Here is a 12,717-nt window from a genome sequence, read left to right as displayed (position 1 = left end):
GGGAGAGGGGGCCGGGGCCCGTCGGCGGTGGTGAGGGTCAGCGGGCCAGCCGCGCCAGCAGCGAGGAGGCCGAGGTGATGCCCAGGGCCGCGGCCACCACCAGCACGCCGAAGTCGAGCGGCAGATGGGAGGGCGTGCCGAGGAGCAGGCCGCGCAGGGCGTCGACCTGGTAGCTCAGGGGGTTGATCCGGCTGACCGTCTGGAGCCAGCCGGGCATGACGGCCACCGGGTAGAGGGCGTTGGAGCCGAAGAAGAGCGGCATGGTGATCGCCTGGCCGATGCCCATCAGCCGGTCGCGGGTGAGGACGATGCCCGCGATGGTCATGGACAGGCAGGAGAAGAAGGCCGAGCCGAGGACGACGGCCACCGCCACACCGAGGAGCTTGAGCGGGTTCCAGGTCAGCGCGACGCCGAGCAGCGCCGCGATCACGACCACCACCAGCGCCTGGATCAGCGCCTTCACCCCGGCGGCGAACGCCTTGCCGGTGATGAGTGCCGTCCGTGGCGTGGGGGTGACCAGCAGCTTCGTCAGGATGCCCGCGTCCCGCTCCCAGATGATCATGATGCCGTAGAAGATGGCGATGAACATCGCGGACTGGGCGATGATGCCGGGCGCGAGATAGTCGAGATACGGGACGTTGCCGGTCGGGATCGCCTTGATACGGGTGAACGTCTCGCCGAAGATCAGCAGCCACAGCGCGGGCTGGACCGCGCGGGTGTACAGCTCGGTGCGGTCGTGGCGCAGCTTCTGCAACTCGACCGCGCACATCGCCACGACCCTGGCGGGCAGCACCTTCCAGCCGGTGCGTGCCCGGGGCGGGGTCAGCAGCAGACCGAGGTCCGGCCGGGCGGTGCGGTCAGCCGACGCGGGACGCGGTGCGGCGGGTGCTTCGGACATCGCGGAAGTCTCCTGACTGGTCGTCGAGGCCGCTGCCGGCGACGTCGCGGAAGACGTCCTCCAGCGTCGGCAGCGGTCCATCGGCGCCGAGCCGCTCGCGCAGACCGTTCCGCAGTTCGGCGGGGGTGCCGAGGGCGCGGATACGGCCGCGGTGCATCAGGGCGACCCGGTCGCAGTACTGGTCGGCCTCGTCCATGTAGTGGGTGGTGACGAGGACGGTCATGCCGGTGGCGGCGCGGACGGCGTTGATGTGCTCCCAGACATTGGTCCGGGCGATCGGGTCGAGGCCGATGGTCGGCTCGTCCAGGATCAGCAGCCGGGGAGCGCTGACCAGCGCCTGGGCCAGCTCCAGCCGCCGGACCATGCCGCCGGAGTACGTCTTCGCCAGCCGGTCGGCCGCGTCGGTCAGGTCGACGGCCGCGAGGGCCTGCTCGACCCGCTGGGCCCGCTCGCGGCGGGAGACATCGAAGACCCGGGCGAACAGGGCCACGTTCTCCCGGCCGGTGAGCCCGGAGTCGGCGGAGAGCTGCTGCGGCACATAGCCCAGCAGTCGCCGCACCGACATGCGCTCACGGGCGGTGTCATGGCCGAAGACATGGACCATGCCCGCCGGGACCGGGAGCAGCGTGGTGATACAGCGGATCGCGGTGGTCTTGCCCGCGCCGTTCGGCCCGAGCAGCCCGAACACCTCACCGTCGCGGACCGCGAGGTCCAGCCCGTCGACCGCGGTGGTCTCCCCGAAGGAGTAGTGGAGTCCCGCGCAGCTGACGGCGTCCACCGCGGGCGCCTCGCCGACCGTCGTCTTGCCCGTCATGTCTCCTCGGCCTCCTCGTGCAGGTTCTCCGCCAGCTTGCGCAGGGCCGGAAGGGCCGCTTCCAGTGCCTTGCGGTCCTCGTCGTCGAGGTGGGCGATCTGACGCCGTACGAGCGCCGCGCGCCGCTCGCGCCAGTCCCGCAGCCGTGCCTCGGCCGCCTCGGTGGGCAGCAGCCGCGCGGCCCGCCGGTCGGCCGGATCCGTCTCGCGGACCAGGTAGCCGTTCCGCACCAGCTGGTTGACCAGCGTGGAGACCGAGTTCCCCGCCAGATACAACTCCTTGGCGGCGTCCGACACACCGATGCCCGGCCGCGCCGTGACCAGGCGCAACAGCTCGACCTCGGCGCCGCGCAGACGCGGGGCGCCGGTCCCCCTGCGCAGCCGTCGGCGGATCAGCCGCTGCACCGCCACCAGGGCGGCGGCCAGCTCGTCGGCGAACTTCTCGGATTCCACACCACGAGATTAGCTCTGTGTCAGAGGTATCGGGGAAAGGGACGGTCAAGAGGGGTGCTGCACGGGATAAAGGTCTTGCGGCGCAGGTCCGCACGGCTGGGCGGCATACGTCCGGGACGGCAGGGGACGACGTACGCCCGCCGTCCCTGCCACGTCCTCTGCCGTTCGCGCGGAGCGCGCCCGCCCGGCCCGCCGCCTCAGTGGTGGTGCGGCTCCTCGCGGTGCACCGGGCCGTGCGGGGCCTCGCAGTGCCCGGAGCCGTCCGCCGGCCGGAGGTCGCCCGGCAGCGCCACCTGGAGGACCCGCTCGGGGGCGTGGTCGACCTGGAGGGTGGTGTGGGTGATGGCGTACTCGTGGTGCAGCACGTCCTCCAGGTCCCGGCGGACCGCGTGGCAGTCGCCGCCGGGCTCCACCAGGATGTGCGCGGACAGCGCGGCCTGACCGGAAGTGATCTGCCAGACGTGCAGGTCGTGGACCTCGACGACCTCGGGCCGGGCGACGAGCCGGTCACCGAGGGCATCGGGGTCGACATCGGCCGGTGCGGCCTCCAGGAAGATGCGGCCCGAGTCCCGCAGCAGCCCGTACCCGGCCTTCGCCATCAGCGCGACGACCACCAGGGTGGCGATGGGGTCGGCGCGTTCGAAGCCGGTCAGCAGGACCACGAGCGCGGCGACGGCGGTGCCGATGAAGGCGAACAGGTCGTTCAGAACATGCTGGTAGGCGCCCTCCACATTGAGGGAGGTGCGGTTGGCCCGGGAGATGCACCAGGCGGCGGCCACGTTCACCAGGATTCCGGCGAGCGCGGTGATCAGCATGGGGCCGCCCGCGACCTCGGACGGGGTGATCAGCCGCCGTACGGCCTCGAAGGCCAGCCAGGCTCCGAGCAGCAGCAGGGTGAGCCCGTTCACCTGGGCGGAGAGGATCTCGGCGCGCTTGAGGCCGTAGGTGTAGCCACCGCGGGCCGGGCGGGCGGCGAGCCGCATCGCGACCAGGGCCAGCACGATGGACGCGGCATCGGTGAGCATATGGGCCGCGTCGGAGATCAGGGCCAGGGACCGCGCGAGGATGCCGACTGTCACCTCGGCCGCCATGAACACGGTGATCAGGGTGAGTGCCGCACCCAGCCAGCGGCGGTCGGCGTCCGCCGACACACCGTGGGAGTGTCCCGCGTGGCCCCCCGGGCCGTGCTCATGACCGTGGTCGCTCATCTGCTCCGCCTTCCCCCGCGCATCGGGTGCCTCACCGCAGTGAAACGCATTGCGGCACTCTGGGGCAAAGGCTGCATCGGTGACCGTTGTCATCTCCGATAGTACGCCTCTGACCTGCATAAACGCCGGAGCGCCGAAGACCGGGCCCAGCCGCCCGGCTCGGCGGTCACTGCGGTCGTTCAGCTGTCGCGGTGATCGCACCGGGCCGTGTAGCGATCGACCAGATCGCGCCATCCCGCCTCCACCCGCTCCAGGGGCATCCCATGGGTGGTGAGCAGATGGTCGACCAGCACCGTCTCCAGATAGCCGAGCAGCAGATGGGCGACCAGCTCGCCGTCCCCGCCCGCGCGGGCCTCGCGGAGCAGCATGCGGACATGGGCGAGCCGGAAGCGGTACGCGGGGGCGGACCGGCGGCGCCCCGGCTCCATGTGGGCCGCCAGATAGAGGTCCCGGTGGGCGTGCTCGTGACGGAGAACGGCGGGGCCGAAGGCGTGCAGCCGCTCCGCCGGGGGCGCCCCGGGACCGAGCGGTGCGGGCCCGGAGAGGAAGGCGGTCTGGAGCCGCTGCTCATGGTGGCTGAGCAGCTCCACGAGCAGACCCGTGCGGTCGCCGAAGCGGCGGAAGACGGTGCCCTTGCCGACCCCGGCCCCGCAGGCGATGTCATCCATGGTCACGTTGGCGATGCCGCGCTCGCCGGCGAGCCGGGCGGCGACCTCCAGCAGCCGGGTGCGGTTGCGGGCGGCGTCCGCGCGCAGCGGGGGCGCCCCGCCCGTCGGCAGCAGGGCGAGGTCCGCGGGGCCTCCCGGGACCTCCGGGTCCCGGGGCACGGAAGAAGGCGCGAACGGCTCGGTCATGGCTCCAGATTAGCGCCCGGGGAAGACAAACGGACCCTGGTCCGTTTACGGTGATGCAGCAAGTGGACCGCAGTCCGGTTAAAGTGGTACAACATTCAACGGATTGAGGTCGCGGTCCGCTTGTGACCCGATCACTCTTACCGATCGTTTCACCCCGGGAGTTTTCACCATGTCCGTACGCATCCTCGCCCTGGTCGGCAGCCTTCGCGCCGGCTCCCACAACCGCCAGCTCGCCGAGGCGGCCGCCAAGCACGCCCCCGAAGGCGTCGAGGTCGTGCTGCACGAAGGCCTGGGCCAGGTGCCCTTCTACAACGAGGACATCGACGTCGAGGGCAGCACCCCGGAGGCCGCCGCCGCGCTGCGCACCGCCGCCGCCCAGGCCGACGCCCTGCTGCTCTTCTCGCCCGAGTACAACGGCACCATGCCGGCCGTCCTGAAGAACGCCATCGACTGGCTGTCCCGCCCCTACGGCTCGGGCGCCCTGACCGGCAAGCCGGTCGCCGTGGTCGGCACCGCCTTCGGCCAGTACGGCGGCGTGTGGGCGCAGGACGACACCCGCAAGGCCGCGGGCATCGCCGGTGCCGCGGTCGTCGAGGAAGCCAAGCTCTCCATCCCCGGCTCCGTGACCCGCTTCGCCGAGACCCACCCGGCGGACGACACCGAGGTCGTCGAGGGCCTGACCAAGGTCATCGAGCAGCTCTCCCAGGCGGCTCCCGCCGCCTGACCCCCCGGGGCGCCGCGCCGGAACACGTCCGCGGCGAAGACGGACGGTGGGTCAGGACCGAAGTGTCCTGACCCACCGTCATGTTCACACCGTTGCGCGGCAGTCGGGGCATTCTCCGGCGGTCCGCCCCTCGGTCGCACCGGCTCCGCACCCCGTCGGCACGCGGATCAAGGGAGTTCGGGACCGGCGTGCCCACGCGACGCACGCACCGCCGTTGCCCGGCTGTCTCCGGGAATACGCCTTCGGTTGCTTTGATCGGGGGATGGACCACATCACGTTCCTCGTGGCCGCCGTGATCGTCACGGCACTGGCCTTCGACTTCACGAACGGATTCCATGACACCGCCAACGCGATGGCGACCTCCATCGCCACCGGCGCCCTCAGGCCGAGAACCGCAGTCCTGATCAGCGGTGTGCTCAACATCGTGGGCGCCTTCCTGTCCACCGAGGTCGCCAGGACCATTTCGGGCGGCATCGTGGACGACACCCTGGTGACCCCGGGAATGATCTTCGCGGGGCTGGTGGGCGCGATCCTGTGGAATCTGGTGACCTGGCTCGTGGGGCTCCCGTCGAGTTCCTCGCACGCGCTGTTCGGCGGCCTGGTCGGCGCCGTCTGGGTCGGCGCCGGCAGTCATGGAGTGCACTTCGACCAGGTGGTCGAGAAGATCCTCGTCCCGGCGTTCGCCTCGCCCGTGGTGGCGGGCCTCGCGGCCTTGCTGGCCACGTATCTCGCGTACCGGATCACCGCCCGGGCCCCCAGGGAGTCGGTGAACCGGAGCTTCCGGCTCGGCCAGATCGCCTCCGCCTCGCTGGTCTCGCTCGCCCACGGCACCAACGACGCCCAGAAGACGATGGGTGTGATCACACTGACGCTGATCTCGGCGGGCGCACTCGGCCATGACGCGGGGCCTCCCGTATGGGTGATCGCGTCGGCCGGTCTGGCCATCGGCCTCGGCACCTATCTGGGCGGCTGGCGGATCATCCGCACCATGGGCAAGGGCCTGACGGACATTCAGTCGCCGCAGGGCTTCGCCGCCGAGGCGGCGTCGACCGCCGTCATCCTGACCTCCGCCCACCTCGGCTTCGCGCTCTCCACCACCCAGGTCTGCTCGGGCGGCATCCTCGGTGCGGGACTCGGCCGCAGGCTCGCCGAGGTGCGCTGGGGCACCGCGGGCCGCATGGTGATCGCCTGGCTGATCACGCTTCCGTCCGCGGCCCTGGTCGGCGGGGTCTCCGCGGGCGTCGTGAAGCACGGCGGAACCGTGGGCACCGTGGTGATCGCCCTGGTCGCCGCCGCCGTGGCCGCCGTCATCGTGGCCGCCTCACGCCGCAACCCGGTCCACGCGAACAATGTGAACGAGACCCACGAGGTCACCATCCGCGCCACCCCGCCCACCCGCGTCGGCAGCGCCGCCTGAGCCAGGGAGATTATGAGCCATGCACCTTGACTGGACCGCCCTCGGCCGGGTCACCGGGGTCAGCATCGGCGCCACCGTCGCCGTGGTCGTCGTCTTCGCGCTCGGAGTCCTCGGCCTGGCCCGGGCCGAGACCGCCCACGAGCGGGACGGCGGCGGCCAGGGCCTTGCCGTCGCTCAGGCCGGGGCCTGCTTCCTGGCCTGTGCGGCCGTGGTCGCGTACGGGATCTATCTGATCGTGCCCCAGTTCCACTGAGGAGCGGGGAGAAGGACGGCTATGACACCTCTGGTGACCGACGGCCTGCGGGTCGACCACACCGACCATGACGACCCCGTACTGCTCGGGCCCGACGGCAGCCCGGTGGACACCTGGCGGGAGAACTACCCCTACGACCACCGGATGGAGCGCAAGGAGTACGAGTGGCACAAACGGCTCCAGCAGATCGAACTGCTGAAGCTCCAGAGCTGGATCAAGGAGACCGGCCGTCGGCTCGTCATAGTCTTCGAGGGACGTGACGCGGCCGGGAAGGGCGGCACGATCAAGCGCTTCACCGAGCACCTCAATCCGCGTGGCGCCCGGGTGGTGGCCCTGGAGAAGCCCACCGAACGCGAGCGCGGCCAGTGGTACTTCCAGCGCTATGTGGAACATCTGCCGACCGCGGGCGAGATCGTCATGTTCGACCGGTCCTGGTACAACCGGGCGGGCGTGGAGCGGGTGATGGGCTTCTGCTCGGACGACGAGTACCGCCGCTTCATGCGCCAGGCGCCGCTGTTCGAGCGGATGCTCGTGGACGACGGCGTGGATCTGGTGAAGTTCTGGTTCTCGGTCTCGCAGGGCGAGCAGCGCACCCGCTTCACGATCCGTCAGGTGGACCCCGTACGGCAGTGGAAGCTCAGCCCGATGGACCTGGCCTCCCTGGACCGCTGGGAGGACTACACCGCCGCCAAGGTCGACATGTTCCGCGCCACGGACACCGGTTACGCCCCCTGGACCGTGGTGAAGAGCAACGACAAGAAGCGGGCGCGCGTCGAGGCCATGCGCAGCGTTCTGGCCCGCTTCGACTACACCGACAAGGACACCGGTGTCGTCGGCACCGCCGATCCCCGCATCGTGGGCGCGGCGGCCACTCTCCTGGAGGCGGGCGAGGACGACAGCGCCCCCTGAGGGGGCCCGGCGGCCTGGGGTCGAGAGGCCCTGGCCCCCGGGAGGCGGTGTCAGCGGTGCGTGGCGGCCAGGGCCGCGCGCGCCGCCGCGCCCAGCGCCGCGTCGTCGCTCTCGTCGCTCGCCCAGGCCACATGGCCGTCGGGCCGGACGAGCGCGGCGCGCACCCCCGCCCATTCGGCGCGCCCGGTGTCCGGCGCCGCCCGGTGGCCGGGCGCGTCCAGGACCGTGCGGCCGGTCAGATCCAGCAGCACATGGCGGCCCGGGCGCAGGAGGCCGAAGAGTCCGCTCCGCCCCTCCACTGGAAGGTCCGGGGCACGCCGTCCGGTCAGCGGGTGGCGCTCGGCGGCCGGGTAGGCCACCGAGAGGCCGGACTGCCGTCGGGCCAGTTCGAGGGAGCACTCCGGCCACCTACGCACCCGAACCGGCCACCCTGCGCTTCGCCGAGGCCATGGTCGGGGCACTGCTGGAGGGCGGCCTGCCGGAGCGCGAGGCCGCCTGGGCCTGCTGGACCGTCCTGTATTTCGTGCTGGGCCTGACCCAGGAGGAGCAGGCGCTGCCGACCGCCGACGGAGAGCGGTTCGAGCGGGCACTCGCCACCGGCGTCCACCCCTCACTCGTCCGCGTCGCGGAGCACCTGGGCGACGCCTCCTTCGACGACCGCTTCCACTACGGCCTCGGCCGCATCCTGCGCTCACTGCGTTGACCCGGGCGGCGAGACCGGCCCCCCGCGGGCCCCGCAGGCGTCGGCCCGGGCGGCCACACCGGCGGTCCGCGGACCGCCGCGGGCGGCGAAGGCGGCGCCTCAGCGCACGGGCGGCACCGAGACCGCCATCACCATCTCCATGGGCACCGCGCCGTCATTGGCGTAGAGGTGCGGGGTGTCGGCCTCGAAGGACGCGCTGGCTCCGGTCGGGACGTCGTACGCCACCCCGTCCACGGTGATGGTCAGCCGGCCCGCGGTGACATGGACGAGTTCCACCGTGCCGACGGGGTGCGGATCGGAGGGGCTGCGCTCCCCCGGCATCAGCCGCCAGTCCCACATCTCCAGCGGGCCGGGGGCCTCGGTGCCCGCGAGGAGGCGGTTGTAGCTGCCCGCCTCGGTGTGCCACAGGCGTACGGCCCGGTCGGCGGGGACGATCCGGACCCGGGGGCCCTGTTCGTAGTCGAGCAGGGTGGTGACGGAGACGCCGAGCGCGTCGCCGACCTTGACGATCGTGCCGATGCTGGGGTTGGTGCGGGCCTGCTCTATCTGGATGAGCATGCCGCGGCTGACTCCGGCGCGGGCGGCGAGGGCGTCCAGGGTGAAGCCGCGCTCGGCACGCCAGCGCTTCACATTGCGTGCCAGCGACTGGGTCAGCAGGTCGAGATCCGACACGTGGGGTCCAAGGGGCTGGGGTGGGCGAACTACGGTGTGGTGCACCTGATTGTTCACCGAACTGTACTGCGGAGCGGCCCGTACCTCCTACGCGAACCCGTCCCCGCCGCGCGCTTCCAGCCGGTCAGGACTCGGCGTCCAGCTCCGCGAGCCGGTCGACGTCCTCCTCGGTCAGCTCGGCCAGTGCTCGCAGCTGATCGGGGGTGACCCCGTCCGGTATCGGCACCGGGGCCGGGGTCCTGAGCGGCGGCTGCCAGCCGTCCTCGGGCGTCCAGCGCCGTACGACACGGGCCGGTGCCCCGGCGACCACCGCATGGTCCGGCACCGTTCCCCGCACCACCGCACCGGCGGCCACCACCACGTTCCGCCCGATCCGCGCACCGGGCAGGATCACCGCGCCGGTCCCGATCCAGCAGCCCGGTCCGATCTCCACCGCCTCCATCCGCGGCCACTGCCTGCCGATGGGCTCGTGCGGGTCGTCGTAGGAGTGGTTGGTGGAGGTGACATAGACATACGGCCCGAAGTAGCAGTCGCTGCCGATGGTGACCGAGGTGTCGGCGATCACATGGCTCCCGCGGCCGAGGACCACACCGTCACCGAGGCGCAGGATGGGGTCGGGGCCGAGGTCGAGACCGGGCATCAGTCCGGCCGTCAGGGTGACCTGTTCGCCGATGATGCAGTGGGAACCGACATGGATCCACGGTTCACCGAAGACGGTGCCCAGCGGGAAGGCCAGCCTGGTGCCCGTTCCCATCGCGCCGAAGCGGAAGCGCCCGGGGTGCTCGGCGGTCACCGAGCCCGCGCGCTGCGCCCAGCCCCAGCCCGCGTGGACGGCGCGCTGCGCCAGGCCGCGGCGCCATGACGAGAACGTGTTCTTGCTCCAGGACACCTGCCCACGGTACTCAGCGAGGGGTCCGTCCAAGAGCCCGTACCGCTGTGATCTTCGCCCCACCGGGTGGCGTACGGTGCCGGGGAACCGACCACGAGGAGACGGCAATGGCGCACAGGGCACTGATCGCGGGCATCGGCGGCAGGGACCCGAAGGTGGACGGGGAGGCCTTTGTGTCCCCCACGTCCGTGGTGATCGGCGATGTCACCCTGCACGCCGGGGCGAGCGTCTGGTACGGCGCGGTGCTGCGCGGCGACGTCGAGCGGATCACCGTCGGGGCGCGCAGCAATGTTCAGGACAACTGCACCCTGCATGCCGACCCGGGCTTCCCGGTGAGCGTCGGCGAGCGGGTCTCCATCGGGCACAACGCCGTGGTGCACGGTGCGACCGTCGAGGACGACAGCCTGATCGGGATGGGCGCCACGGTGCTCAACGGCGCGGTGATCGGCGCAGGCTCCCTGGTCGCCGCCCAGGCGCTGGTGCCGCAGGGCATGGTGGTGCCGCCGGGTTCCCTGGTCGCCGGTGTGCCCGCCAAGGTGCGGCGCGAGCTGACCGCAGAGGAGCGCGAGGGCATCACGCTGAACGGCACCATGTACGCGGAGCTGGCGAAGACCCACCGCGAAGCGCACCGGCAGGACTGACCGGGCCGAGGGGGCGGCGCGCTCAGTCGGCGGCGGGAACCGCCTCCGGCTCGGCCGCCTCCCGCTGCGCGGCCGCCTTCGCGGCCTTGCGCCTGACCACCAGCATCGAGGCAAGGCCGATGAGGACCGCCGCGACCAGCCCCAGCCAGGAGAACTTCTTCAGCCAGGACTCGGCGACGACACCGACGTAGTAGATGACCGCGGTGGTGCCGCCCGCCCAGACCACGCCGCCCAGGAAGTTGGCGGTCAGGAACTTCCAGTAGGGCATCCGCAGCACACCGGCCAGCGGCCCGGCGAAGATCCGCAGCAGGGCGACGAAGCGGCCGAAGAAGACCGCCCACATGCCCCACTTCTCGAAGGACCGCTCGGCCGTCGCGACATGGCTCTCGCCGAAGTGGCGGGGGAACTTCGCGCCGAGCCACGCGAGCAGCGGACGTCCGCCCTTGCGTCCGATGGCGTAGCCGATGGAGTCACCGACCACGGCTCCGACGCTGGCGCAGGCCCCGAGGACCACCGGGTTGATCCCGCCGTGCTGGGAGGAGAGCAGCGCCGCCGACACCAGGACGATCTCGCCCGGTAGCGGCACACCCAGGCTCTCCACCCCGATGACCAGCGCCACCACGGCATAGACCGCGACCGCGGGTACCGTGTCGAGCCATTCCTGGACGTGCAACGTCCCATCCTCCCCGCTTCGCGTCCGCATCGTGACGGGCTCACCCACCCGGACGGGCCCCCAGGCAGGGTACCTGCTCCCCCACCCCGGCCGCCGAGCCCGGCGAGCGCATCAAGCCCCGGCGCTCCCCACCCCCGCCATGGCCGTGCCGCATCCGGGGAGGCGGTGGCAGCGGGCCGGGGAGCGCCGTGGATCGGACGGGTGCGTCAGCTGTTCGGGCGGAGGGTCCAGACCACCGTCATTTCGCCGGTGACCGCGCCGTCCGCGCGCTGGATCGCGATCTCGACGGGGAACTCGGGGCGCTGCCCGGCGTCCAGTTCGGCGACGACCTCGGCGGCCGGGCGGCCGAGGGTGGCGGTCGCGGTGACCGGTCCCATCGCCAGCTTCTTGTAGGCGATCTCGGCGCGGACCGCGAGCGGGACGGCCCGCTGGAGCTGGTCCCCGAACGCGGCCAGCACGATGGCACCGCTCGCCGACTCGCCCAGCGTGAACATCGCTCCGGCGTGCGGGCCGCCGACGTGGTTGTGGTAGTCGCTCTGGTCGGGCAGGGCCACCACGGCCTTCTCCTGGGTGGTCTCCAGGAACTCCAGGTTGAGGGTCCTGGCCATCGGCACCGTGGCGGCGAGCATCTCGCCGATCGACATCTGGTCTGCGCTCATGCGCGTCATGTTACCCACGAGTAGCGACCGGGGGCCAGGGGTGGGCGGTGATCCGATCGCGCGGGACCGAAGAGCGTCTTTGCCGTGCTCAGCCGATGGTGAAGGTGCCCCCGGGCGGCGCGGGGGAGGCTACGGCGTCCTCGTCGTGGACCGGCCGCGCGGCACCGGTGAACGCCCGCAGCGCGTCGCCCTGCTGGACCCTGGCCGGGAACGCGTCCGCGGACACCCGGCGGGCCAGGGCCGCGGTGTCCAGGGGGCGGTGGGCAGCGGCGAGGACGGCGTTGCCGAAGCGCCGGCCGCGCAGCACACCCGGCTCGGCGATCAGCGCCACCTCCTCGAACACCGAGGAGAGCGTGGCAAGTTGGGAGCGGAGGAAGGCAAAGGGAGCGGCATCCGCGAGGTTGACGAGATGGACACCGTCCGCGCGCAGCACCCGCTCTGCGGCCCGGGCGCAGGCGACGGTCGTCAGATGGGCGGGCACCCGGGACCCTCCGAAGACGTCCGCGATCACGATGTCCGCGGAGTCCGGCGGCGCGGCCTCCAGCCAGGCCCGGGCGTCGGCCGTGTGCAGGGTGATACCGGCGTCCCCGGGCAGCGGGAGGTGCTCCACGACGAGGTCCAGCAGAGCGCCGTCGGCGTCGACCACGTGCTGCCGCGAGCCCGGCCGGGTCGCGGTGACATAGCGCGGCAGGGTGAGCGCACCCGCGCCGAGGTGCAGCACATCCAGCGGACGGCCCGGCTCGGCCAGCGTGTCCAGCGCATGTCCGAGCCGTCGGACGTACTCGAACTCCAGATGCGTGGGCGCGTCCAGGTCCACGTACGACTGCGGTGCCCCGTCGACCGTCAGCAGCCAGGCACGCTCGCGGTCCACATCGGGCATCAGCTTGGCGGTCCCGTGGTCCACGGCACGCGTCACGGGTATCGGCTCGGTCACGCAACCATTGTGCCGGG

At 71.9% G+C, this 12,717-nt stretch carries 17 protein-coding genes; 6 read left to right on the top strand and 11 right to left on the bottom strand.

Going from position 1 to position 12,717, the window contains the following annotated elements:
* Positions 1-37 precede the first annotated feature (37 nt).
* The 5 genes from ACIHAA_RS29295 to ACIHAA_RS29275 all read right to left on the bottom strand — a co-directional run bounded on the left by ACIHAA_RS29295 (position 38) and on the right by ACIHAA_RS29275 (position 4,226).
* Positions 38-898 carry an ABC transporter permease gene (locus tag ACIHAA_RS29295; RefSeq protein ID WP_399822393.1) on the bottom strand — a complete coding sequence of 287 codons (861 nt, stop codon included), beginning with the start codon at positions 896-898 and terminating at the stop codon, positions 38-40.
* Positions 858-1,712 carry an ABC transporter ATP-binding protein gene (locus tag ACIHAA_RS29290; RefSeq protein ID WP_399822391.1) on the bottom strand — a complete coding sequence of 285 codons (855 nt, stop codon included), beginning with the start codon at positions 1,710-1,712 and terminating at the stop codon, positions 858-860. Before ACIHAA_RS29290 ends, ACIHAA_RS29295 begins: the two co-directional genes overlap by 41 nt.
* Positions 1,709-2,164: a MarR family winged helix-turn-helix transcriptional regulator gene (locus tag ACIHAA_RS29285; RefSeq protein ID WP_399822389.1), complete on the bottom strand. Its 456-nt coding sequence runs from the start codon at positions 2,162-2,164 to the stop codon at positions 1,709-1,711. The genes ACIHAA_RS29290 and ACIHAA_RS29285 overlap by 4 nt, the downstream gene beginning before the upstream one ends.
* Positions 2,165-2,361: 197 nt before the next feature.
* Positions 2,362-3,372 (bottom strand): cation diffusion facilitator family transporter, encoded by a 1,011-nt coding sequence (locus ACIHAA_RS29280; protein ID WP_399822387.1) that lies wholly within the window; start codon positions 3,370-3,372, stop codon positions 2,362-2,364.
* Between the two features lie 179 nt (positions 3,373-3,551).
* Positions 3,552-4,226, bottom strand: a complete 675-nt coding sequence (locus ACIHAA_RS29275) for a TetR/AcrR family transcriptional regulator (RefSeq protein WP_399822385.1) — start codon at positions 4,224-4,226, stop codon at positions 3,552-3,554.
* Positions 4,227-4,395: 169 nt separating this feature from the next.
* On the opposite strand from ACIHAA_RS29275, the gene ACIHAA_RS29270 reads away from it, so the two are divergent.
* The 4 genes from ACIHAA_RS29270 to ppk2 all read left to right on the top strand — a co-directional run bounded on the left by ACIHAA_RS29270 (position 4,396) and on the right by ppk2 (position 7,529).
* Complete coding sequence (locus ACIHAA_RS29270; protein WP_399822383.1) at positions 4,396-4,950, top strand: NAD(P)H-dependent oxidoreductase; 555 nt, start codon at positions 4,396-4,398, stop codon at positions 4,948-4,950.
* A gap of 262 nt (positions 4,951-5,212) precedes the next feature.
* Positions 5,213-6,367, top strand: a complete 1,155-nt coding sequence (locus ACIHAA_RS29265; RefSeq protein WP_399822381.1) for an anion permease — start codon at positions 5,213-5,215, stop codon at positions 6,365-6,367.
* Between the two features lie 19 nt (positions 6,368-6,386).
* Entirely contained in the window at positions 6,387-6,620 is a 234-nt protein-coding gene (locus ACIHAA_RS29260) for a hypothetical protein (protein ID WP_399822379.1), read from the top strand.
* 21 nt (positions 6,621-6,641) lie between these two features.
* On the top strand, positions 6,642-7,529 hold the full coding sequence (gene ppk2, locus ACIHAA_RS29255; RefSeq protein ID WP_399822377.1) for a polyphosphate kinase 2: 888 nt from the start codon (positions 6,642-6,644) through the stop codon (positions 7,527-7,529).
* 50 nt (positions 7,530-7,579) lie between these two features.
* Here ppk2 and ACIHAA_RS29250 read toward each other — a convergent pair whose 3' ends face one another.
* Positions 7,580-7,945, bottom strand: coding sequence for a hypothetical protein (locus tag ACIHAA_RS29250; protein WP_399822375.1), 366 nt, complete (start codon positions 7,943-7,945; stop codon positions 7,580-7,582).
* A gap of 32 nt (positions 7,946-7,977) precedes the next feature.
* On the opposite strand from ACIHAA_RS29250, the gene ACIHAA_RS29245 reads away from it, so the two are divergent.
* Positions 7,978-8,232 carry a TetR/AcrR family transcriptional regulator C-terminal domain-containing protein gene (locus tag ACIHAA_RS29245; protein WP_399822373.1) on the top strand — a complete coding sequence of 85 codons (255 nt, stop codon included), beginning with the start codon at positions 7,978-7,980 and terminating at the stop codon, positions 8,230-8,232.
* A 99-nt stretch (positions 8,233-8,331) separates the two neighbouring features.
* Here the strand turns inward: ACIHAA_RS29245 and ACIHAA_RS29240 are convergent, their stop codons facing one another.
* Together ACIHAA_RS29240 and ACIHAA_RS29235 are read right to left on the bottom strand one after the other, a co-directional pair.
* Positions 8,332-8,904, bottom strand: a complete 573-nt coding sequence (locus ACIHAA_RS29240; protein ID WP_399822371.1) for a helix-turn-helix domain-containing protein — start codon at positions 8,902-8,904, stop codon at positions 8,332-8,334.
* A gap of 124 nt (positions 8,905-9,028) precedes the next feature.
* Positions 9,029-9,793 carry an acyltransferase gene (locus tag ACIHAA_RS29235; RefSeq protein ID WP_399822368.1) on the bottom strand — a complete coding sequence of 255 codons (765 nt, stop codon included), beginning with the start codon at positions 9,791-9,793 and terminating at the stop codon, positions 9,029-9,031.
* Between the two features lie 107 nt (positions 9,794-9,900).
* On the opposite strand from ACIHAA_RS29235, the gene ACIHAA_RS29230 reads away from it, so the two are divergent.
* A complete protein-coding gene (locus tag ACIHAA_RS29230; protein WP_399822366.1) occupies positions 9,901-10,434 on the top strand; it encodes a gamma carbonic anhydrase family protein in 534 nt (177 codons plus the stop codon).
* A 22-nt stretch (positions 10,435-10,456) separates the two neighbouring features.
* On the opposite strand, the gene ACIHAA_RS29225 is transcribed toward ACIHAA_RS29230, so the two are convergent.
* From ACIHAA_RS29225 to ACIHAA_RS29215, 3 genes are all read right to left on the bottom strand, one after another.
* A complete protein-coding gene (locus tag ACIHAA_RS29225) occupies positions 10,457-11,107 on the bottom strand; it encodes a DedA family protein (protein WP_399822364.1) in 651 nt (216 codons plus the stop codon).
* A 206-nt stretch (positions 11,108-11,313) separates the two neighbouring features.
* A complete protein-coding gene (locus tag ACIHAA_RS29220) occupies positions 11,314-11,766 on the bottom strand; it encodes a DUF4442 domain-containing protein (RefSeq protein ID WP_399822362.1) in 453 nt (150 codons plus the stop codon).
* A gap of 88 nt (positions 11,767-11,854) precedes the next feature.
* Positions 11,855-12,700, bottom strand: coding sequence for a spermidine synthase (locus ACIHAA_RS29215; protein ID WP_399822360.1), 846 nt, complete (start codon positions 12,698-12,700; stop codon positions 11,855-11,857).
* Positions 12,701-12,717: the final 17 nt, after the last annotated feature.

It is taken from the genome of Streptomyces sp. NPDC052040 (genome assembly GCF_044548405.1).
Classification (GTDB): Bacteria; Actinomycetota; Actinomycetes; order Streptomycetales; family Streptomycetaceae; genus Streptomyces.
Note: the sequence above shows the minus strand (reverse complement) of the source record. Positions and strands in the feature narration are given on the sequence as shown.